This is a genomic window from Roseateles sp. GW821-FHT03B02 (assembly GCF_059421025.1).
The window spans coordinates 308,291-329,254 of the sequence record NZ_JBWKUV010000001.1 but is presented as its reverse complement, the minus strand read 5'-3'; the positions used below and the strand labels follow the sequence as shown (position 1 = coordinate 329,254).

At 69.9% G+C, this 20,964-nt stretch carries 16 protein-coding genes; 12 read left to right on the top strand and 4 right to left on the bottom strand.

All coding sequences use genetic code 11. The features are described 5' to 3' along the window. The first annotated feature begins 3 nt into the window (after positions 1-3). From AC07VX_RS01515 to ruvC, 6 genes are all read left to right on the top strand, one after another. The gene (locus AC07VX_RS01515) at positions 4-1,653 is read left to right on the top strand and encodes a GMC family oxidoreductase (protein WP_493163496.1); all 1,650 of its coding nucleotides are present in this window, start codon (positions 4-6) and stop codon (positions 1,651-1,653) included. A gap of 20 nt (positions 1,654-1,673) precedes the next feature. Next, entirely contained in the window at positions 1,674-2,219 is a 546-nt protein-coding gene (locus tag AC07VX_RS01510; protein WP_493163498.1) for a GNAT family N-acetyltransferase, read from the top strand. Positions 2,220-2,307: 88 nt separating this feature from the next. Next, the gene (locus AC07VX_RS01505; RefSeq protein WP_493163499.1) at positions 2,308-3,183 is read left to right on the top strand and encodes a tetratricopeptide repeat protein; all 876 of its coding nucleotides are present in this window, start codon (positions 2,308-2,310) and stop codon (positions 3,181-3,183) included. A gap of 36 nt (positions 3,184-3,219) precedes the next feature. Continuing rightward, positions 3,220-3,870: a lysophospholipid acyltransferase family protein gene (locus AC07VX_RS01500; protein WP_493163500.1), complete on the top strand. Its 651-nt coding sequence runs from the start codon at positions 3,220-3,222 to the stop codon at positions 3,868-3,870. Continuing rightward, entirely contained in the window at positions 3,870-4,871 is a 1,002-nt protein-coding gene (locus tag AC07VX_RS01495) for a phosphatidate cytidylyltransferase (RefSeq protein ID WP_493163501.1), read from the top strand. The genes AC07VX_RS01500 and AC07VX_RS01495 overlap by 1 nt, the downstream gene beginning before the upstream one ends. Next, a complete protein-coding gene (gene ruvC, locus AC07VX_RS01490; protein WP_493163502.1) occupies positions 4,871-5,419 on the top strand; it encodes a crossover junction endodeoxyribonuclease RuvC in 549 nt (182 codons plus the stop codon). Before AC07VX_RS01495 ends, ruvC begins: the two co-directional genes overlap by 1 nt. Before the next feature lie 48 nt (positions 5,420-5,467). Here ruvC and AC07VX_RS01485 read toward each other — a convergent pair whose 3' ends face one another. Both AC07VX_RS01485 and AC07VX_RS01480 read right to left on the bottom strand, forming a co-directional pair. Further along, positions 5,468-5,962: a PEP-CTERM sorting domain-containing protein gene (locus AC07VX_RS01485; protein WP_493163503.1), complete on the bottom strand. Its 495-nt coding sequence runs from the start codon at positions 5,960-5,962 to the stop codon at positions 5,468-5,470. Between the two features lie 20 nt (positions 5,963-5,982). Next, positions 5,983-9,042 carry an ExeM/NucH family extracellular endonuclease gene (locus AC07VX_RS01480; RefSeq protein ID WP_493163504.1) on the bottom strand — a complete coding sequence of 1,020 codons (3,060 nt, stop codon included), beginning with the start codon at positions 9,040-9,042 and terminating at the stop codon, positions 5,983-5,985. A gap of 368 nt (positions 9,043-9,410) precedes the next feature. Between AC07VX_RS01480 and AC07VX_RS01475 the strand changes: the two genes are divergently transcribed. The 6 genes from AC07VX_RS01475 to ubiM all read left to right on the top strand — a co-directional run bounded on the left by AC07VX_RS01475 (position 9,411) and on the right by ubiM (position 18,840). Then, on the top strand, positions 9,411-10,136 hold the full coding sequence (locus AC07VX_RS01475; RefSeq protein WP_493163505.1) for a PEP-CTERM sorting domain-containing protein: 726 nt from the start codon (positions 9,411-9,413) through the stop codon (positions 10,134-10,136). Between the two features lie 42 nt (positions 10,137-10,178). Further along, the gene (locus tag AC07VX_RS01470; RefSeq protein ID WP_493163506.1) at positions 10,179-12,608 is read left to right on the top strand and encodes a CehA/McbA family metallohydrolase; all 2,430 of its coding nucleotides are present in this window, start codon (positions 10,179-10,181) and stop codon (positions 12,606-12,608) included. A gap of 102 nt (positions 12,609-12,710) precedes the next feature. Continuing rightward, positions 12,711-14,105: a sodium:solute symporter gene (locus tag AC07VX_RS01465; RefSeq protein WP_493163507.1), complete on the top strand. Its 1,395-nt coding sequence runs from the start codon at positions 12,711-12,713 to the stop codon at positions 14,103-14,105. 11 nt (positions 14,106-14,116) lie between these two features. Further along, positions 14,117-15,853, top strand: coding sequence for an ABC transporter ATP-binding protein (locus AC07VX_RS01460; protein WP_493163845.1), 1,737 nt, complete (start codon positions 14,117-14,119; stop codon positions 15,851-15,853). Further along, complete coding sequence (locus tag AC07VX_RS01455; RefSeq protein ID WP_493163508.1) at positions 15,840-17,624, top strand: ABC transporter ATP-binding protein; 1,785 nt, start codon at positions 15,840-15,842, stop codon at positions 17,622-17,624. Before AC07VX_RS01460 ends, AC07VX_RS01455 begins: the two co-directional genes overlap by 14 nt. A 46-nt stretch (positions 17,625-17,670) precedes the next feature. Continuing rightward, a complete protein-coding gene (gene ubiM, locus AC07VX_RS01450) occupies positions 17,671-18,840 on the top strand; it encodes a 5-demethoxyubiquinol-8 5-hydroxylase UbiM (protein WP_493163509.1) in 1,170 nt (389 codons plus the stop codon). Here ubiM and AC07VX_RS01445 read toward each other — a convergent pair. Both AC07VX_RS01445 and AC07VX_RS01440 read right to left on the bottom strand, forming a co-directional pair. Next, on the bottom strand, positions 18,837-20,090 hold the full coding sequence (locus tag AC07VX_RS01445) for a patatin-like phospholipase family protein (protein ID WP_493163510.1): 1,254 nt from the start codon (positions 20,088-20,090) through the stop codon (positions 18,837-18,839). The genes ubiM and AC07VX_RS01445 overlap by 4 nt on opposite strands. A gap of 18 nt (positions 20,091-20,108) precedes the next feature. Then, on the bottom strand, positions 20,109-20,831 hold the full coding sequence (locus AC07VX_RS01440) for a phasin family protein (protein ID WP_493163511.1): 723 nt from the start codon (positions 20,829-20,831) through the stop codon (positions 20,109-20,111). Positions 20,832-20,964: the final 133 nt, after the last annotated feature.

Sequence of the window (20,964 nt, the reverse complement as noted above, 5' to 3'; positions counted from 1 at the left end):
GCCATGAACGACACCCCACGCTTCGACGAAGTCCACGACGTCATCGTCATCGGCGCCGGCTCCTCGGGTTCGGCCCTGGCCGGCCGCCTGACCGAAGACCCCGCCACGTCCGTCCTCGTGCTGGAGGCCGGCGCGGACGTCAACAACTGGCTGGGCAACGTGCCCACCGCCGCGGTGCTGATGGTGCCCAGCAAGCTGCACAACTATGCCTTCGAGACCGTGCCGCAGCCCGGCCTGAACGGCCGCCGCGGCTATGTGCCGCGCGGCAAGATGCTGGGCGGCTCGTCGGGGATCAACGCCATGGTCTATATCCGCGGCCAGCGCGAGGACTACGACCACTGGGCGGCGCTGGGCAACCCCGGCTGGGGTTGGGACGACGTGCTGCCCCACTTCATCAAGAGCGAGGGCAACGACAGCTTCGGCGCGCCGCTGCACGGCCGGGACGGCCCGCTCAAGGTCAGCCAGCTGCGCAGCGACAACCCGCTGCAGCAGGCCTGGGTGGCCGCGGGCCGCGAGGCGGGCCACGCCATCAACGCCGACTTCAACGGCGAGGTGCAGGAAGGCATCGGCATCTACCAGGTCACGCAGGATCGCGGCGAGCGCTGCAACGCCGCGCGCGCCTACCTGCGGCCGCACCTGGGCCGCCCCAACCTGCGCTTGACCCCGAACGCCCAGGTGCAGCGCATCCTCTTCGATGGCCGCCGTGCGGTGGGCGTGGAGGTCAAGGTGGGCGGTGTGTTGCGTCGGCTGCAGGCCAGGCGCGAGGTGGTGCTGGCGGCCGGCGCCATCCAGTCGCCCCAGCTGCTGATGCTGTCGGGCGTGGGCGACGCGGCGCAGCTTCAGCCGCATGGCATCGACGTGCTTCACCACCTGCCCGGCGTGGGTGCCAACCTGCAGGACCACCCCGACTTCGTCTTCGGCCTGCGCAGCAAGAGCCTGGACACCTTCGGCCTGTCTCTCGGCGGTGGCCTGGCCTTCTGGCGCGCTATCCGCCGCTACCGCGCCGAGAAGCGCGGCATGCTGACCAGCAACTTCGCCGAGGGCGGCGGCTTCCTGCGCACCTCGGCCGATCAGGCGCGGCCCGACGTGCAGCTGCACTTCGTCGTCGCCGCCGTGGAAGACCATGCCCGCAAGCTCGGCTGGGGCCATGGCATGTCCTGCCACGTCTGCCTGCTGCGCCCCAGGAGCCGCGGCACCCTGAGCCTGGCCAGTCGTGACGTCAACGCCGCACCGCTGATCGACCCGGCCTTCTTCCAGCACCCGGACGACCTGGCCCAGATGGTGGCCGGCTTCAAGCTCACGCGGGCCATCCTGCAGCAACCCTCGCTGCACCAGCACTGGAGCCGCGAGATGTGGGGCGCCGACGCCCGCAGCGACGCCGACATCGAGGCCCTGCTGCGCCAGCGCGTGGACACCATCTACCACCCGGTGGGCACGTGCAAGATGGGCGCGGACGCGATGGCCGTGGTCGATGCCGAGCTGCGCGTGCACGGCCTGCAGGGCCTGCGCGTGGTGGACGCGTCCATCATGCCCACGCTGATCAGCGGCAACACCAACGCGCCGGCCATGATGATCGGCGAGAAGGCCGCGCAAATGATGCAGGCCCAGGTGCGCCGGCCCGAGGTCATCGACCAGGTGGCTGGCGCCGCCTGAGACGCAGGAAAATCGTCGGCATGCCGTCGACGCCTGCCATCCGACCCGCCACCGCCGAAGACGCCGCAGGGCTGGCCGCCTTTGCCGCCCAGGCCTTCGCCGCCACCTACCGCGAGCTCAGCGACGCGCAGGAGATCGCCGACTACGTCGCCGAGCATTTCCGGCCCGAGGTCATGGCCGGCGTCCTCGCCGACCCGGCCTGCACGACGCTGTTGGCCTGGGTGGATGCGCAGCTGGCGGGCTATGCCGTCGTCAAGGGCGATGCGCCGCCGCACTGCGTCAGCGGCCCGGCCGTGCAGCTCTGGCGCCTCTACCTCGGCGAGTGCTTCATCGGCCGGGGCCTGGGCGCGCTGCTGATGCAGGCCGTGCATGCCGAGGCTCACCGGCAGGGCGCGCGGACGCTCTGGCTCGGCGTCTACGACCGCAACGTCCGGGCCGTGCGCTTCTACGAGCGCTTCGGTTTCAGCAAGGTCGGCGGCCGGGAATTCCTGTTCGGCGGCCAGATCTACGTCGACCCGGTCTACGCGGTGGCCGTGACGCCGCCCGTCCTGCAGGCAAGGCCTTGAAACCGGACGGCCAGCCGCCAGATCCAGAGCGCAAACTGCCATCTGCCTGCCCGCTCGACGAGCGGGCGGCGGTTCAAGGAGTGCTCCGATGAAGTTCCCCCGATTCCTGCTGCTGTGCATGGCCCTGCTGTCCGCGCTCTGGCTGGGCGCGGCCCAGGCCCTGCCCAATGTCGACGAGGTGCAGGCCGCCGCCCAGCGCGGCGACTATGCCGGCGCCGAGAAGATGATGCGCGAGGTGCTGGCAGCCAAGCCCGACAGCGCCCGTGCCCATTACGTGCTGGCCGAGATCCTGGCCCACGAACGCCAGTTCAAGGAGGCCGCCGAGCATGCCAGCCGGGCCCGTGCGCTGGACCCGGCGATCAAGTTCACCGACCCCGCGAAGTTCAGTGCCTTCGAGCAGCTGCTGCAGCGCCAGCAGGCCGCGCGCTCGTCGACGCAACTGCCCGCCGCGCTCGACCCGGCGGCGCCGCCGCCGCGTGCCGCGCCGGTCGAGCACAGCGGGAGCGGCGGCGTGCCGGTCTGGCTGCTGGTTGTCGGCGTGGTCGTCTTCATCGCGCTGGCCGTGCGCTGGATGCGCAACCGCACCGCCGTGCAGAGCCAGCCGGCCTATGCCGGGGCAACCACCGGCGGCTACGGCATGGGCGGCGGCTACGGTCCTGGCATGCCGCAGGCGCCGATGTCCGGCGGCCCCGGCCTGATGGGCGTGGGCCTGGCAGCGGCCGGTGGCGTCGCGGCCGGCATGCTGGCCGAGAAGCTGCTACACGGCGGCCATGACGAGCGCAGCCAGCCGCGCGACGGCGGCAGCGCGGCCGGCGGCGGCATCATCCCCGGCAGCTTCGACAGCGATGCCGGCAGCGCCGCCGATGAACTGAGCCGCCGCAGCCTCGACTTCGGCAGCGGCGACGGCTGGGACAGCGGCGGCGGTGACGGCGACTTCGGGAGTGGCGGCGGCGGCGACTGGTGATCCTGGCGTCCTGGGCGGACCGCGATAATCCCGCCCATGACGCTAGCCGCCTTCACCGGCCAGTTGCTCGCCTTCATCGCCCGCCTCATCACGGGTGCCCAGGGCCACTGGAAGGGCTGCCCGCCGATGGCGGAGCAGCGCATCTACATCGCCAACCACCAGAGTCACTTCGACCTGGTCCTCATCTGGGCGGCCTTTCCGCACGAACTGCGCGCGCAGACGCGCGCCATTGCCGCGCGTGACTATTGGACCAAGAGCGCCTTCAGGCGCTGGCTGACCACCTCGGTCTTCAACGCCATCTACGTCAGCCGCACGCGCAGCAACCCCGACGAGGACCCGCTGGAGCCGCTGGTGGAGGCATTGCAGAACGGCGACTCCCTGGTCATCTTTCCCGAGGGCACGCGCTCCAGCAAGGGCAACCCTATGCCGTTCAAGAGCGGCATCTACCACCTCGCCGAGCAGTTCCCGCACGTGCAGCTGATCCCGACCTGGATCGACAACGTGCAGCGTGTCATGCCCAAGGGCGAGGTCGTGCCCGTGCCCATCCTGTGCACGGTCACCTTCGGCGCGCCCATCCAGCTGCGCGAGGGCGAGAGCAAGGCCGACTTCCTGTGCCGCGCCCGCGAGGCCGTCATGGAGCAGCGGCCCGATCCCGAGCAGGTCGGCCGCCCGGCGGAGGCCGACTGATGGTGGCCTGGCTCAAGCAACTCAATTCCAGCGAACAGGTGGCGCTGCTCTTCGTCGTGCTGTTCGGCTTCCTGCTGCTGCTGACGGTCGGCCTGTTCCTGAACTCGCTGCGCGAGCGCGCCAGCGAGGACGAGCGCGCCGCCTCCCAGCTGACCTGGGAGCGTGTGCGCCGTGACCTGCGCGCGGCCTGGATCGGCGGCTGCATGTTCTGGGTGGCGTGGATCTCCGGGCCGCTGGGTGCCACGCTGCTGTTCGCGCTGTTCTCTTTCCTGGCGCTGCGCGAGTTCATCACCCTGGTGCACACCCAGCGCAGCGACCATCGCACGCTGATCGTCGCCTTCTTCGTGCTGCTGCCGGTGCAGTACATGATCTGCGGCACGCGCTTCTTCGACCTCTTCACCGTCTTCCTGCCCGTCTACGGCTTCCTCGCGCTGCCCATCGTCAGCGCGCTGGCCGACGACCCCCGCGCCTTCCTGGAGCGCAACGCCAAGATCCAGTGGGGCGTCATGGTCTGCGTCTACGGTCTGTCGCATGCGCCGGCCCTGCTGCTGCTGGACTTCCCGGGCTTCACGGGCCGCGGCGCCTTCCTGCTGTTCTTCCTCGTCATGGTCGTCGCCGCCTCGCAGATTGCGCAGGAGATCGCACGCCGCTCGCTGCGCCGCCGCCCGGTGGCACGGCACATCAGTCGCAGCTTCTCGATGCGGGCCTGGTGGGTCGGTACGCTGACGGGCTCGCTAGCCGGCCTGCTGCTGTTCTGGATCACGCCCTTCAAGGCCGGTCAGGCGCTGGCGATGGCCTTCGTGACGGCCGGCGCGGCCGGCTTCGGCGGGCTGGTCATGAAGGCACTGAAGAAGGATGCCGGCGTGCGCTACTGGGGCAACCGCAGTTCCATCACCGGCGCCGTGGGGCTGCTGGACCGCATCGCCGTGCTGTGCTTTGCGGCGCCGGTGCTGTTCCATTCCGTGCGCTGGTACTTCCAGCTGCCGCTGGGCTACCGCTGATGCGCATCCTCGGCATCGACCCGGGTTTGCAGACGACCGGTTTTGGCGTCATCGATGCCGACGGCCCGCGCCTGGCCTATGTCGCCAGCGGCACCATCAAGACCAACGCCGTCGCCACCGGCGACCTGCCGGCGCGGCTCAAGATCCTGTTCGACGGCATCCGCGAGGTCACGGCGCGCTACCAGCCGCAGTGCGCGGCGGTGGAGATCGTCTTCGTCAACGTGAACCCGCAGTCCACGCTGCTGCTGGGCCAGGCGCGCGGCGCGGCACTGGCGGCGCTGGTGTCGGCCGACCTGCTCGTCAGCGAGTACACCGCCACGCAGATGAAGAAGGCCATCGTCGGCCACGGCCAGGCGAAGAAGGAGCAGATCCAGGCCATGGTGCAGCGGCTGCTGAACCTGCCCGGCATCCCGGGCAAGGACGCCGCCGACGCGCTGGGCCTGGCCGTCATGCACGCCCATGCGCGCGTCAGCTTCGAGGCCATGAGCCGCAGCACGACGCTCTCTCGGCGGCAGCACGCCCAGTTCAAGGGCGGGCGGACGTACTGAGGAAGACGGCTCGCCGAAGCGAGCCGTTGTCGGGAGTGTCGGGAAAGATCAGGCCCTGCGGCGACGGGCCAGGAAGCCGACGACACCCAGGCCACCCAGCATCAGCGCGTAGCTCTCGGGTTCCGGAACGGCGGCCGTGGAGAAGCTCAGGTCGGCATAGCCGTAGTTGCTGACGCTGTGTTGATAGAAGGCATAGGGTGCGCCGAAGCCGGCCGACAGCTCGACGCTGGGCACGCCGGCCGAGTACACGGCGTTCACGCCGACCAGGCTGCCGCCGTCGAAGACCGCGGCGGCGGTGCCCGCATCGGCCTGGCCAAGGGTGAAGCTCTGGCCGCCGAAGCTGAAGCTCAGGCTCAGCAGGGGCAGGGTCCAGGTGCTGGAGGACAGCAGGCTGTCGTCGAAGCTGAACTGGCCGCTGAAGCTCTGGCCGACCAGGCTGCCGCCGTCGAAGCCCGAGCTCTGGAAGTTGACGACGACGGTGGCCGCCTGGGCGGCGATGCCGGCGCTGGCGAGGACAGCGGCGAGGAGGGTGTTGCGGATCATGGCTGGGGTCCTCTCGGGAATCAGAACTTGAAGCTGGACGCGCCGATGGCGGCGCAGCCGACGTTGCGCAGTTGCAGCAGGGCGCGCGGGCGCTGCGGGCCGGCGCTGCCGTCGGCGTCGACGTTGATGACGGCGCCGCCCGACGAGGCCGAGCAGGTCACGTGGCCGCTGGTCAGCGGGTCCGCGACCGCGATGCCCAGAGAGGCCAGCAGCCGGGTCAGCACCAGCTTGTCGATGCCGGGCTTGAAGTCGGTGATGACGTCGCCGGCATGCAGCATGCTTGCGTAGACGAACTGGTCGGCACCGCCACCGCCGGTGATCAGGTTGGCGCCGTTGCCGCTTTCGATGACGTCGTCACCCGGCGTGCCGGTGATGGCCTGGCCGGGGGCGGCCGTGATGGTCTTCACCAGGTTCAGGCCGATCAGCATCGGGTCATGGTCGGAGGCGCGGAACTGGTTGGGCTGGTACCAGTCGTTGCCGGCGGCCTTGTCCTCGGTGTTGTAGTCGATCCATTCCGGCTCGTCGGCGTTGATGTGCCAGCTGGTCGCGCCCGTCACCTTGGCGGCGATGGACGGCGTGCCCAGGCCGTGGTCCAGGCGGCCGGCGTTGGCGTCGAAGACGTAGCTGTAGTCGGCCGGGTCGAACAAGCCGACCAGGTCGACGATGCCACTGGTCGTCAGCAGGTTGATCGGGTCTTCCTGGGCGTAGGAGTTGAAATCGCCCAGCATGATGACGTTCTCGGTGCCGGCCGTGGCCTTGACGGTGGGCAGCCAGTCGATCAGGCGCTGGGCCTGCTGCTGGCGCAGCAGGTTCCAGCAGCCCTGCAGGTCGCCGGTGTCACCGTTGGCGCCGCTGCCGCAGCTGCCCTTGGACTTCAGGTGGTTGACCGCCACGGCGAACTTCTCGCCGTTGGGCAGCACGAAGCCCTGGGCGAAGGTGGGGCGGTTGTTGACCGAGTTCGTGTCGGCCATGGAGGCGCCGATCAGGGCCACCTTGCCCGGCTTGTAGATCATGGCCACGCGGATGGCGTCGGTGCCCGTGCCCGAGCCGCCGGCGGAGATGACGGTGGGCAGCGGCACGGCCGCATAGGTGTTCACGCCCATCATCGCGTTGAGGCCGTCGACGAGGTTCTGCACCGCGAAGTTGCCGTTGTTCTGGATCTCCATCAGGCCGACGACGTCGGCGTCCAGCCCCGACAGCGCGGCCAGGATCTTGGTGCGCTGGCGGTTGAACTCGCCGAGGTTGTTGGCGCCGCGGCAGCTGACCAGGCAGGTCGAGCCGCTGCCCGGGATGGAATTGCCATCGACAAACGTCGTGAAGAAGTTCAGGACGTTGGAGCTGGCGATGCGCACGTTGCCGCCCACGGCCGGCGGCGTGGCCGGGCGGGCGATCGGGCGGGCGAACACCGGGGCTGCCGTGGGATGGATCTTGTACGACAGGGGGCCGGTCGTGGAGTCGGTCGAAGGCCCGAAGTCGACAACGCCGGTCACGCCTGCCAGCGTGTCGCCGGCGCGCACCGTGCCGTCCTGCCAGAGGTAGGGGGTGGGGTTGGGGAACTTGCTGGCGCTGCCGTCGTCGAGCACGACGCTGCGGGCCAGGTTGGCCGTTTGCAGGGCCAGCGCCGCGGCGCCGGGGCGCAGCACGTTGGTGGGGTTCAGGGTGCGGCCGCCGGCCGACACGGTCAGCTGGCCCCAGGTGCCGACGAAGTTGGTCTGGTTCACCGTCAGCGCATCGGTGACGTGCACCAGCATGCCTTCATAGCGCTCCATGTCGGCCTGGCTCGTCAGCGAGGCGAGGCTGAGCTCCACCGGCAGCGGCAACTGGTTGCCCGTGCTGACGACGCTGATGGCCGTGACGCTGCTCAGCTCCGTCAGCGGGTTGGCCTGGCTGGCCGCGCTCGTGGAGATGGCGTACTCCTGCACCTTGGCGGAGACGGTGATGCGGTCGCCCACGGCCACGGTCGGCGCCGTGCTGGTGAAGACGAAGATGCCGTCGGAGGTGGCCGGGTCGCCATCGCCGTCCGGGTCCTGCAGGTAGAAGCCGTTGTTGAGCAGCTTGGTGACGATGCCGCCCGTCGTGACGCTGGTGCCGTCCATCGGGCTCTTGGCGCCCGAACCCTGGATGGCGGGGATCTTGACGACACCGCTGACCGACAGCTTGAAGCTGCAGCTGGCCGTCTGGGCCTCGTCGTTGTCCCACTTGAGGCCGAGGTTGTAGGTGCCGGCGGCCAGGGTGTTGGAGACGTTGAAGGACTGGGTCGCGGCAACGTCGTCGCCGGAGGAGGCGACGAAGGTGTCCAGCGCCACGCCGCTGGGCAGGCTGCCGACGACGGTGGCCGTCATCACGCGGCTGTCGGCGTCCTTGGCGCTGACGGTGAAGCTGCCGGCCGTGCCCGAGACGGCCACCTGGTCGGGGCAGCTCGGCACGATGGGGGCGTTGCCGCCGCCACCGCCGCTGCACAGGTTCAGTGGGCTGCTGGTGTTGCGCGGCGCGGGTGTGATGCGGGCGAAGTCGGTGCTGTTGTTTTCGCTGTCGGTACAGCCGTTGGCCGCACGGGCCAGCGCGGTCGTGCTGGTGGCCGCGACGGAGGCCGTGCCCTCGAAGAAGCTGGCCGTGCCGTAGCCCAACAGGTCGACGATCAGGGCTTTCTGCGCGTCGGAGCAGGCGGTGGAGCCGCCATTGCAGCCGATGCCCGTGGCCTGGCTGGCCAGGATGACCTTGCCGTTGGTCCCCGACAGGTCGGTCGTGCCCGTCGCGTCGGGGGTGATCAGGTCGGCCCCCGTGGAGGTGCTCGCCGGGCCAAGCTTGACGAGGAAGTACTGGCCGGGCTGCAGCATCACGCTCGGCAAGGCCACCGCGACGGCGAAGTTACCCGTTCCCGTGGCGCTGGCGTACTGGACCGACATGCCATTCAGCGATACCGGTGCGCTGCCGGCATTGAACAGCTCGACGTAGTCGCTCTTGTAGACGTTGCCGTTGCCGCCGTAGACCTGGCTGATGACGATCCCGCTGGTGGACGCCAGTGCGACGGGGGTGGCAAGAGCCGCGGCGAGAAAGGGGAGCAGGGCGCGCAATTTCATGACGTGTCCAAGGAAGTGCCGGAGTGGCCGCCGATGCTAGTGACTGGACATGACAGCCCGCCCCACCGCGCTCAGGGGGAGCCCGACGCGAGGACGCCTGCCTCGGCCGCGCGCCCGTCTCATATCGGCAACGAAAAATCCCCCTGGGTCGCGGGGGTCCGAAGCCCCTCGCTGGCACCCCGCCAAGGCTGTTTTTCTCAATCCGGACAGTGGTTTGCCGAGCGTCCAGCCAATGCCGCGCGAATCTGGTGCGTGTCGGCGTCAGGGTTGTTTTCCTAATCCGTAAAAAAAGCCTCTCTACGCTCGCACCCTTTGCCAGATCCCACGGGTCTGCCGGCCTTTCCGTTCACGCCACCACAGCAACAGCCATGAAAACTCGCCTACTCGCCCTTGCGGCTCTCGCCAGCCTCAGCCTGCATGCCCAAGCCGACACCATCGGGCTCTGGGACTTCAACAGCTATTCCTGCGCCAGCCCCTGCGCGACGCTGCCCAAGGCGACGCAGACGGCCAACGGCGGCAGCATGAGCGTGCTGGGCGGCATCAGCTTCGTCTCGATCACCAGCGGCGTGACGGGTTCCGCCATCAACACGAGCGGCTACGCTGCCCAGGGCACGGGCAACCTGGGCAGCGGCGTGCAATTCATGATCGATACGACCGGCTATACCGGCATCAGTCTGAGCTTTGCGCAACGCAACAGCAGCACCGCGTCGGCCTGGAGCACGCTGCAGTACACGGTCAATGGCAGCGACTGGATCACCGCCACGACCTTTGAGATGCCCAACGGCGGCGCCAATCCCAGCTTCGTCACCGGCCGGACCTTCGATTTCAGCGGCATCAGCGCCGCCGACAACAACGAGTCGTTCGGCATCCGCCTGGTGGCTTCCTGGAAGTCCGGCACCACGTCCTATGTGGCGACCAATGCCAGCACCGGCTCGAACTACGCAACGACGGGCACCATCCGCTACGACAACGTTCTGTTGAGCGGCACGGCCATTCCCGAGTCCCTGCCGGTGCCCGAGCCCGAGTCCTATGCGCTGATGCTGGCTGGCCTGGCCGCCATCTCGATGGTCGTGCGCCGCCGCGCGGGCCGCTGATCTTTTCCGGCCTCCTCGTTCAACCCACTTCGTGAGATTGCCGTGACTGCATCCCGCTTCACCCTCCAGGCGTTGAGCGCCGCCCTGCTGCCCCTGCTGCTGGCCGCCTGTGGCAGCGCCGAGGCGCCCGTCGGCGCCACCATCCAGGCCAGCGACGCCGACACCCTGTCGAAGGCGCAAGCCGCTCACCCCAGCGCCAAATATCCCGACCACCACGAGTTCGAGGCCGAGCTGGTGGTGCCCTTCACCAGCGAACTGCCCACCGGCGCACGCCGCTTCGGCGTGGTGCTGAGCTATCTCGGCGCGCCCGACGGCGAGCAGCTGGCCTACCAGCTGGAGCTGGTGGCGCCGAACGGCCGCGTCGTGCAGCGCTATGCCGGCGTCGAGCTCTACAAGGGCCAGCCGGTGCGCCTGAACTTCGACTGGGCCGGACGCGGCAGCGACAGCGCGCTGGCCGACGGTGTGTACGAAGCGCGGCTGCTCGCGTCGGCGGCCGACGCCGATGCCAAGGCCGAAGGCAGCGCCGAGGCGCGCGCCCAGGCGCTGCTGGCCGCCGAGGCCGGCCACTCGCCGCACGAGATGTCGTTCAAGTTCGTTCTCGGCACGCCACCGGCCGCCAAGATGCCGGCCTACCGCGCCATGGCCCTCGGCCGGCAGCTGGGCCAGGGCGATGCGCCGCGCGCCAAAGCCCTGGCCGCCTCGGCCATCGCCAGCTGGCCCTACACGGTCTACTACGGCTCGCTGCACGGCCAGACCAACGACTCCGATGGCGGCGGCGCGGTCGCCAGCTGCAATTCCTCGCAGGCGGCGCAAAGTGGCGAGTACGGCCCGGCTTCGGCCTTCCCCTACGCCAAAGCGCGCGGCCTGGACTTCTTCGCCAACACCGATCACAACCACTACTACGACGGCAGCTCGAGCCTGGGCACCATCTCCGCCGCGACCGCCAAGGCGCGCTACACGTCCAGCGTGGCCACTGCTGACAGCTTCACGGCCAGCAACCCCGGCTTCCTGGCCACGCATGGCATGGAATGGGGCGTCATCAGCAACGGCGGCCACCTGAACATCTTCGTCAGCAACGAGCTCTATTCCTGGGAGTACGACCCCAGCAACCAGCTCTACGGCCACCGCTTCATCGCCAAGAACGACTACGCCAGCCTCTACGCGGTGATGCGTGCGGCGGGCCAGGTCGGCCAGTTCAACCATCCCGACACCACCGGCCAGTTCATCATCAACGGCGTGGACTTCGGCTACACGGCCGATGGTGACGAGGTCATGGTGTTGGCGGAAATCTCCAACACCAGCGCGTTCTCCAACGTCGAGAACGAGAGCCAGCAACCCGGCTCCGGCTACGAGGCATCCTTCCGCAAGATCCTGGAGCGCGGCTTCCACGTCGCGCCTGCCACCAACCAGGACAACCACTGCGCGAACTGGGGTGCCTCCTACACCAACCGCACGGCCGTGTTGATCCCCAACGGCACGCCGCTGACGCAGGCCAGCTTCATCGACGCGCTCAAGGCCCGCCGCGCGTTCGCCACGCACGACAAGAACTCGCAGCTGGTGTTCAGCGCCAACGGCGCCATCATGGGCTCCCGCATCAGCAACAGCGGCGCGCTGAACCTGAACGTGGGCTTCGCCAACACCGCCGGCCGCACGGTCTCCCTGGTCGAGATCTGGGAGGGCGTGCCCGGCCGCAACGGCGCGATGACGCTGCTGGCCAACAGCGCCACCTACAGCCACACGCCTGCCAACGGCCAGCATGTCTACTACGCCAAGCTGACCCAGGACGACGGCAAGATCTTGTGGTCCGCGCCGATCTGGGTCACGCAGGGCACGGTGGTCAGCGGCGACACCACGCCGCCTACGGTCAGCGGCAGCGTCACCGGCAATACCGGCACGATCACGCTGTCCGCCCAGGCCAGCGACAACATCGGCGTGACCAACGTCGAGTTCTGGGTCGACGGTTCGCTCAAGGGCAGCGTCACCACCTCGCCCTACAGCATGACGCTCGATTCGAGGACGCTGGCCAACGGCACGCACAGCCTGATCGCCAAGGCCTTCGATGCCGCCGGCAACAGCAGCTCGGCGACGGCGGTGAGCTTCGGCGTCAGCAACGTCGGCAGCGTCATTGCCGAGACCGAGTCCAACGGCAGCATCGCCACGGCCAACGCCGTCGGCGCGGCGACGACGGTCAACGGCTTCATCAGCACGGCCTCCGACAAGGACTACTTCAAGGTCAACCTTGCGGCGGGCCAGAAGATCCGCGTCGACATGAGCGGCCCCAGCGGCGTGGACTACGACCTCTACCTGGTGACGTCCAGCGGCTCCGGCCTGGCCTCGTCCGAGGGCACGACGGCGTCGGAATCCCTGACCTACACCAATGGCACGACAGCGCGCACCGTCTACATCAAGGTGCAGAGCTACAGCGGCGCCAGCGCCAGCAGCGGCTACACGCTGACCATCAGCTATCCCTGATCGCTGCCGTTCTCGGGCATCACGCCAAAGGGGCCTTCGGGCCCCTTTTTTCATGGCCGGGACCGGCGCCGGGCCTGGGGCGCTCGGGCATCATGCAGCGCCATGTCTCCCGCCCTGTTGCTGATCGGCGTTCTTGCCTATTTCCTCGTCCTGCTCGCGCTGGCGCACCGCGCGTCGCGCGGCGCCGGAGCAGGGGGCTTCTACGTCGGCAGTCGCGCCAGCCCCTGGCCCGTCGTGGCCTTCGGCATGATCGGCACGTCGCTCTCCGGCGTCACCTTCATCAGCGTGCCGGGCTCGGTGGCGGCCAGCGGCTTCAGCTATCTGCAGGTCACGCTGGGCTACGTGGCCGGCTACGTGGCCATCGCCTTCGTGCTGCTGCCGCACTACCACCGGCTCGGCGTAGCCTCCATCTACGAGCTGCTCGGCGAGCGCCTGGGCCTCGCGGCGCGGCGGCTGGGCTCGGCCTACTTCGTGTTGTCGCGCACCGTGGGCGCCACGGCGCGGCTCTACCTCGTCGTGCAGGTGCTGCACACGCTCATCCTCAGCCCCCTGGGGCTGCCTTTCGCGCTCGGCGCGGCCGTCGTGCTGGCGATGATCCTGCTCTACACGGTGGAGGGCGGTGTCAAGGCGCTCGTCTGGACCGACACGCTGCAGACCCTGGGCATGCTGACCGGCCTCGTCGTCTGCACGGCGCTGCTTTGGCGGCCCGACGCCTTCGCGCAGCTCGATTCGGCCGGCCTGTCGCGCGTGTGGGTGACCGACCCGCTCTCCCGCGACTTCTCGGTGAAGGCCCTGCTGGCTGGTGCCTTCATCACCATCGCGATGACGGGACTGGACCAGGAAATGATGCAGAAGAGCCTGTCGGTGGCGAAGCTGCGCGACGCCCAGAAGAACCTGCTGCTGCTGGCCGGCCTGCTGGTGCTCGTCATTGGCGCCTTCCTGCTGCTGGGCGGTCTGCTGACGCTCTACGCCCGCGAGCTGGGCCTGGCGGTGAAGGGCGACGCGCTCTTCCCCGCCGTCGTCATGCAGCAGTTGCCGGCCTGGGTGCAGGCGGTGTTCGTGCTGGCGCTCGTTTCGGCCCTGCTGCCGAGTGCCGACGGCGCGCTGACGGCGCTGACGGCCAGCACCTGCCTGGACCTGCTGCACATCCCGCGCGAGGACGCGCGCACCCGGCGGCGCGTGCACCTTGGTTTCGCGCTGCTGTTCCTGGCGATGGTGCTGGGCTTCAAGGCGTTGGACAGTGCCAGCATGATCTACCTCATCCTCAAGCTGGCCGGCTATACCTACGGGCCGCTGCTGGGGCTGTTCGCCTTCGCGCTGTTCACGCCGCGGGCGGTGTCGGGCAAGGCGCTGGTGGCGGTCTGCGTCGCCGCGCCGCTGCTGTGCGCGGTGCTGGACTTCGGCCAGCCCTGGCGCGGCTATCAGATCGGGCTGGAACTGCTGTTGTTGAACGGACTGCTGACCTGGGGTGGCCTGTGGCTGATCAGCAAGCGGTGAGCCTGGCCCGCATGCTCGCCGCCTTCGTGCGCGAGCACTGGCGCGCCTACGCCGCGGCCGGCGCCATGCTGAGCTGCATCGCACTGATGACCGTGTGGATTCCGCGTCAGGTGGGCCATGTCGTCGATGCGCTGGTGGCTGGGAACTTGCAGGGTCCCGCGCTGCTCAGGCAACTCGGCCTGCTCGTCGCGGCCGGCCTCGCCATCTACCTGCTGCGCGCCGGCTGGCGGCTGACGCTTTTCAAGGCCTCTTTCCGCCTCGGCTCGAGGCTGCGAACGCGGCTGTTCCAGCGGCTGGCGCTGCAGGGGCCGGCCTATTTCCAGGCCCAGCGCACCGGCGACCTGATGGCGCTGGCCACCAACGACATCGACACCGTCGAGCAGGCCGCCGGCGAGGCCATGCTGGCAGGCTTCGACGGCACGCAGACGCTGATCCTCGTGCTGGCCATGATGACGCTGGGCATCGACTGGCGCCTGGGCCTCGCGGCCCTCGTGCCCTTCCCGCTGATGGCGCTGGCCTTCTGGTGGATCTCGGGGCATCTGCACCAGGCCGCGCAGGACTCGCTCGGCGCCTTCAGCGGCCTGAACCAGCAGGTGCAGGAAAGCCTGGCCGGCGTGCGCACGGTGCGCGCTCTCGGGCTGGTGGCGCGCAGCGAGCGGCAGTTCGTCGAACTGGCCGATCGCGCGGCCGAGGCGAGCTTTCGTTCGCAGCGCTGGGAGGCGTCCTACGAGCCGGCGGTCGGCATGACGCTGAGCGCCGCGACGGCCATCGCGCTGGCTGCAGGCGGCTGGCTGGTGGCGCGCGGCGAGATCAGCATCGGCCAATTGACGGCCTTCACGATGTACCTCGGCCAGCTGATCTGGCCGATGTTCGCCGCCGGCTGGGTGTTGGCCCTGCTGGAGCGCGGCCGCGCCGCCTGGGGGCGGTTAGCACCGGTGCTGGACGCGCCGCTGACGCTTGCCGACGAGGGCAGGGCAGCGCTGCCTGCCGATACGACGCTGCGTGCCGAGGGGTTGGCGTTCGGCTTCCCCGGCGCGAAGCGGCCGGCCCTGGAGGGCGTGGACCTCACGCTGTTGCCGGGCCGCACGTTGGGCATCGTCGGCGCCACCGGCGCGGGCAAGTCCACGTTCGTGCGGCTGCTGCTGCGCCAAGCCGAGCCCGATGCCGGCCGGCTGACGCTCGGCGGCGTCGCGCTGCCTGAGCTGCCGCTGGGCACGCTGCGCGCCCACATCGCCTGGGTGCCGCAGGAGCCCTTCCTGTTCTCGGCCTCGGTGGCGGACAACGTCGCGCTGGCCCGGCCCGGCGCCACGCGCGAAGAGATCGAAGCGGCGGCGCGCCTGGCCGCCGTGCATGACGACATCGCCCGCCTGCCCGACGGCTATGCGACCGAGGTCGGCGAGCGCGGCGTGACGCTGTCGGGTGGCCAGCGCCAGCGCGTCGCCATCGCGCGTGCGCTGCTGAGCGACGCACCGCTGCTGGTGCTCGACGATGCGCTGTCGGCCGTCGACACCGGCACCGAGACGGACATCCTCGCCCACCTGCGCGAACTGCGCTCGGCGCGACCAGACCGCAGCGTCATCGTCATTGCGCACCGGCTGTCGGCGGTGATGGACGCCGACGAGGTCGTCGTGCTGAAGCAGGGCCATGTCATCGAACGCGGCACCCACCAGCAACTGATCGAACTCGGCGGCTGGTATGCGGCGCAGTGGCGCTATCAACAGATCGAGGCCAGCCTTGAAGCCGCCTGAGAAGCCGAACGAGAAGCCGTGGAAAAGCGTCGGCCTGCTGCTGGACGCGGCACGGCCCGAGCGGCCGCATCTGCTGCGGGGTGGCGCCTGGCTCATCGCTGCCGCAGGCCTGGAGGTGCTGGGCCCCATCCTTGGCAAGCGCTACATCGACCACCACCTACTGCCCGGCCGCTACGCGCTCGGCGAGATGGCCACGCTGCTGGCGCTGATGCTGTTCACCGGCTGGGCCGCGACGTGGATCCGCTACGCCCAGCTGTCGCGCATGGCCGGCGTCGCCCGCCGCTCGGTGCTGCGCCTGCGCGAGCGCGTCTACGCGCACGTGCTGGCCCTGCCCATGGCCTTCTTCGACAAGGCCATCACCGGCCAGCTCGTCAGCCGCGTCACCAACGACACCGAGGCCGTCAACCAGCTCTACCGCCAGGTGCTCTACGTGATGCTGGACTCGACCATCGTCGTCGCCGGCTCGCTGGTGGCGATGGCTTTCCTGGACTGGCGGCTGATGCTCATCGTCGCGACGCTGGTGCCCGCCATGGTGGCGATCATCCTGGGCTACCAGAAGCTCTCCGCGCCGGCTGTGGCGCGCACCCGCCAGCTGCGCAGCGACATCAACGCGCAGATGGCCGAGAGCATGGCCGGCATGGCCGTGCTGCAGGCCAGCGGCGCGGCCGGGCGTTTCGGGGCGCGCTTCGAGGTGACGAATGCCGAGCATCGCCTCTCGCGCATCGCCGAGCTGCGCGCCAACGCCTGGCTGCTGCGCCCGGCGTTGGACCTGATGAATGTGCTGCTGCTGGTCACCGTCATCTACAGCTTCGGGCGGCGCGAGCTGTCCGGGCTGGAAGTGGGCCTGCTCTATGCCTTCCTCAGCTACATCGCCCGCGTCGTCGAACCGCTGATCCAGATCACCATGCAGTTCGGGCAGTTGCAGCAGGCCATGGTGGCCGCATCGCGCGTGCGCACGCTGCTGGAGGAGGACGAGCATCGCGCGCCGGCCCAGGACGGTCGCGCCATCGCGCACGGCGGCATCCGCATCGAGGGCGTCACCTTCGGCTACGACCCCGCGCGGCCGGTGCTGCACGGAGTGGACGTGGATATTCCGGCCGGCAGCTTCGTCGGCATCGTGGGCCACACGGGCAGTGGCAAGAGCACGCTGCTGTCGCTGCTGCTGCGCTTCTACACGGCGCAGGCCGGTCGCATCACGGTCGATGGCCAGCCGCTGGCGGCCGTGCCCGACGCCGCCTTCCGCGACGCGGTGGGCCTGGTGCCGCAGGAGCCCTATCTGATGTCGGCCAGCGTGCGCGACAACATCGCGATGGGCCGGCCGGGCATCACGGACGAGGACGTGGAGGACGCAGCGAAGGCCGCTCGCGCCCATGACTTCATCCTGGCCCTGCCTCAGGGTTACGACACCCGCCTCGGCGAAGGCGGCGCCCGCGTGTCCACCGGCCAGAAGCAGCTGCTGGCCATGGCCCGGGCCCTGGCCGGCGCGCCGCGCATCCTGTTCCTGGACGAAGCCACCAGCAACATCGACAGCGCCACCGAGCAGCGCGTCGGCGAGGCGCTGACGGCCCTGCACGGGCGCGTGACTGTGGTGGCCATCGCACACCGGCTGTCCACCATCCGCGCGGCCGACCAGATCCTCGTGCTCAACCACGGCCACCTGCAGGAGCGCGGCCGGCACGAGGAACTGATGGCGCTGGAAGGCGGCCTGTACCGGCGGCTGGTGGAGCTGCAGACGCTGGAAGAGCCCGAGGCGGAATCCGACCCGGCCTGATGTGCGTCAAGGCGGCGCCGCGCATCGCCTCGTAGGCTGCGCGGCCATGAATGAAATTGCCGCCACTTCGCCTGAAGCCTCGCCTCAAGTCCTGATCTGCGGCGCCGGCCCGGCCGGCCTAGCCCTGGCCTGTGCCCTGCACGACCGCGGCTTGGCCGTGCGCGTGCTGGAGCAGGCCGACGCCGCCACGCTGGCCGCCCCGGTGGACGACGGCCGCGAGATCGCGCTGACGCATCGCTCGCGCCGCGTGCTGGAGAACCTCGGGCTGTGGGAGCGGCTGGACGAGATCGCGCCGCTGAAGCGCGCCAGCGTGCGCTCCAGCGGCTCGCGCACGCCGCTGCCGTTCGCGTCCGAAGGGCAAGACCTCGGCTGGTTGGTGGCCAACCACCGCATCCGTGCTGCGGCCTGGGCCGGCGCCCAGCAGCGCGGCATCGACATCCGCTGCGGCCGCGCAGTCACCGGCTTCTGCCGCGAGGGCCAGGCCGCCGCCGTGGAGACGCGCTGTGGCGAGCGCCACGAGGCCCCACTGGTCGTCGCGGCCGACAGCCGCTTCTCGCCGCTGCGCCGCTTGGCCGGCATCGGGGCGCGGCACCACGACTTCGGCCGCAGCGCGCTGCTGGTGCCGCTGGCCCACGAGCGCGACCACGAGGGCGTGGCCCAGGAATGCTTCCTGGAGGGCCACACGCTGGCGCTGCTGCCCAAGACGGGCCAGCGCTGCTCGGCCGTGTGGACGGTGGCCAACGCCGAGCTGCCGCGCCTGGCAGCCATGGACGAAGTCGAACTGGCGGCCGCCATCGAAGCCGCGGCCGAGGGGAGTCTGGGCGCGATGCGTGTGGACGGCGCCCGCCACGTCTACCCGCTGGTGGCCGTGTGGGCGCAGCGCTTCGTGGCGCCGCGGCTGGCGCTGATTGGCGACGCGGCCGTGGGCATGCACCCGGTGACGGCCCATGGCTACAACCTCGGCCTTTATGGCATCGAGGCGCTGACGAAGCGGCTGGAGCCGGCGCGCGACCCTGGCGAGATGGGCGGCCTGCTGGCCTACGAGGCCGAGCACCGCCGCGCGGCCGGGCCGCTGTACGCCGGCACGAACGCGCTGGTGCGCTTCTTCACCGACGACCGCGCGCCGGTGCTGGCGCTGCGCCGCGCCGTCATCGACGCAGCACGGCATCTGCCGCCGCTGCGCACCGCGATCACGCGGCGTCTCGTTGACGCTTAGCGCTTCTTCTTGCCGCGTGCTTCCAGCACGCTCAGCGACCCGCGCAGCGTGCGCAGCGCGCGGTCCGTGCGCGTCTCGCCCGGTGCGGGCAGCAGGCGGGCTTCGCGGTCGGCCAGCACGTCCTCGCGCAGCGTGAGGCCGGCGCGGGCGAACTGGGGCTTCAGCACCTCGGCGCGCTTGCGCAGCAGCTCGCGCGTGGCCTGGTAGGCGTGCTCGGCGAGGTGGCGGCGCTGGCGGTAGCTGAAGGTGTTGGCGATGAAGAACTCGGCGTCGCGCGGGTCGGGCTCGAACAGCACGATCTCGGTCTGCGGGTGCGTCAGCTCGTAGCCCTTCATGCCCAGCGCCAGGCGCGAGTGGATCAGCGAGCGGAAGGTCTGCGACAGCACCAGCGGCAGGCCGCCGTCCACCAGGCGCGGGATGCCCGGCTGCAGCCAGCGGCCGCCGGGGCGGCCCAGCTTGCGGGCCAGCTCGCGGGCGCGGCGCGAGCGGTCCTCGCGCGTGGGCGTGTGGCGGTCGCTGGCGTAGGGCACCAGGGGGTTGAGGCAGATCAGCAGGTCCAGGCCGCGATCCAGCAGCACGGAGGCGTGCAGCGTCTTCTTCAGCGCACCGTCGACGAAGTGGCGTCCGTCGATCTCCACCGGCGGAAACAGGCCGGGCAGGGCGGCGCTGGCCTGCACGGCGCGCGAGATGGGCACGTGATCCCAGCCCGGCGTGCCAAAGGGGATGGCGTCGCCGCTGTCGAGGTCGGTGGCGACCAGCACCAGCGGGCGGCGCAGCTCGCGGAAATCGTTGGTGCGGCCGGGCACGGCGAACACGCGGGTCAGCGCCTCGCCGAAGCGCTCGCTGGACAGCAGGCCGGTGGGCAGCACGCGGCCCAGGCGCTCGATGGCACCGAGCACGGACCGGCCTTCCAGCAGCACCTCGCGCACGGCGTGCACCAGCAGCGCGGGCAGCAGGCGCAGGCGCTGGCCGAACTCGGCCCAGGCGGGTTCCAGCAGGTCGGCGGGGTCGAAGCGGTCCGGCGGCTCGGCGCTGTTCTCGATGAAGGCGGCGCAGAGCTGGCGCGGCGTCATACCGTTGGCCAGGCCCGCGGCGATGAAGCCGCCGGCGCTGACGCCGATGTAGCCGTCGCAGGCGGTGAAGTCCAGGCCTTCGACGGCCTCCTCCAAAGCGCAAAGGGCGCCAACTTCATAGATGGCGCCCAGTGGGCCTCCGCCCGCCAAGGCCAAGCCGATTCTCGGTTGGCGCATGGTCAGAGGTGGGTTTGCTTAGGCTTGCGCTGCCGTCTCGGTGGCGGCGGCAGCCGGTGCGGGCGCTGCGGCCTTCTTGGTGGCCGGAGCCTTCTTGGCCGGTGCAGCCTTCTTGGCGGGCGCCGCGGCCTTCTTGACGGCCGGGGCCGCCTTCTTCGCCACGGTCTTGACGGCGGCCTTCACGGGCGCAGCGGCCTTGGCGACGGCCTTCTTGGCAGCCGGGGCCTTCTTCGCAACCGCCTTCTTCACGGCTGCGGCCTTCTTGACGACGGCCTTCCTGGCCGCCTTGGCCGGTGCCGCCTTCTTCAGGCCGGCCGACACGGCCAGCGCGTCGATGCGCTTGATGAGGCTGTCCACGTCGCCGGCGGAGGGCACGCCCAGGCTCTTCAGGGCCTTGGCGACGCGGGCTTCGAAGATGCTTTCGAGCTTGTCCCAGTGCTGGCCGGCCTTGGAGCCGACGTCACCGGCCATGCCGCTGACCTTGCTGGCCACAGCGCTAAGCTTTTCCTCGGCGGCGGATTGGGTCTTCTTCTGCAATTTCAGTCCTTCCGAGACGAGGGCCTCGAAGACCTTGGAGCCTTCCCCCTGGGCCTTGGCGAAGGAGGCGAGACCAGCGGCCCAGATCTGCTGGGCGCTGTCCTTGACGTTCTGGGCCATCGCGCCGTCGAGCAGGCCAGCCGGGAAGCCGGTGGCTGCTGCAGCCTTCTTCTTGTCAGCCATCTTCTGGAGCTTCTTGACCATTTGGGTGTCCTTGCGAGTTTGCGAATTGCCGATGCCACTGTAGCGGCGGCATCCCGCTCCAGCACGGCGATTCCTAGTGAGTGCGCTCTACGATGGCCCCTGGGGAAAGTGCGCAGCGGAGCGCTTTCGGCGA

Excerpts from the sequence above, each read along its gene's own strand:
- AC07VX_RS01515 (WP_493163496.1), top strand. The coding sequence starts at position 4 with ATGAACGACACCCCACGCTTCGACGAAGTCCACGACGTCATCGTCATC.
- AC07VX_RS01510 (WP_493163498.1), top strand. The coding sequence starts at position 1,674 with ATGCCGTCGACGCCTGCCATCCGACCCGCCACCGCCGAAGACGCCGCA.
- AC07VX_RS01505 (WP_493163499.1), top strand. The coding sequence starts at position 2,308 with ATGAAGTTCCCCCGATTCCTGCTGCTGTGCATGGCCCTGCTGTCCGCG.
- AC07VX_RS01500 (WP_493163500.1), top strand. The coding sequence starts at position 3,220 with ATGACGCTAGCCGCCTTCACCGGCCAGTTGCTCGCCTTCATCGCCCGC.
- AC07VX_RS01495 (WP_493163501.1), top strand. The coding sequence starts at position 3,870 with ATGGTGGCCTGGCTCAAGCAACTCAATTCCAGCGAACAGGTGGCGCTG.
- ruvC (WP_493163502.1), top strand. The coding sequence starts at position 4,871 with ATGCGCATCCTCGGCATCGACCCGGGTTTGCAGACGACCGGTTTTGGC.
- AC07VX_RS01485 (WP_493163503.1), bottom strand. The coding sequence starts at position 5,962 with ATGATCCGCAACACCCTCCTCGCCGCTGTCCTCGCCAGCGCCGGCATC.
- AC07VX_RS01480 (WP_493163504.1), bottom strand. The coding sequence starts at position 9,042 with ATGAAATTGCGCGCCCTGCTCCCCTTTCTCGCCGCGGCTCTTGCCACC.
- AC07VX_RS01475 (WP_493163505.1), top strand. The coding sequence starts at position 9,411 with ATGAAAACTCGCCTACTCGCCCTTGCGGCTCTCGCCAGCCTCAGCCTG.
- AC07VX_RS01465 (WP_493163507.1), top strand. The coding sequence starts at position 12,711 with ATGTCTCCCGCCCTGTTGCTGATCGGCGTTCTTGCCTATTTCCTCGTC.
- AC07VX_RS01460 (WP_493163845.1), top strand. The coding sequence starts at position 14,117 with ATGCTCGCCGCCTTCGTGCGCGAGCACTGGCGCGCCTACGCCGCGGCC.
- ubiM (WP_493163509.1), top strand. The coding sequence starts at position 17,671 with ATGAATGAAATTGCCGCCACTTCGCCTGAAGCCTCGCCTCAAGTCCTG.
- AC07VX_RS01445 (WP_493163510.1), bottom strand. The coding sequence starts at position 20,090 with ATGCGCCAACCGAGAATCGGCTTGGCCTTGGCGGGCGGAGGCCCACTG.
- AC07VX_RS01440 (WP_493163511.1), bottom strand. The coding sequence starts at position 20,831 with ATGGTCAAGAAGCTCCAGAAGATGGCTGACAAGAAGAAGGCTGCAGCA.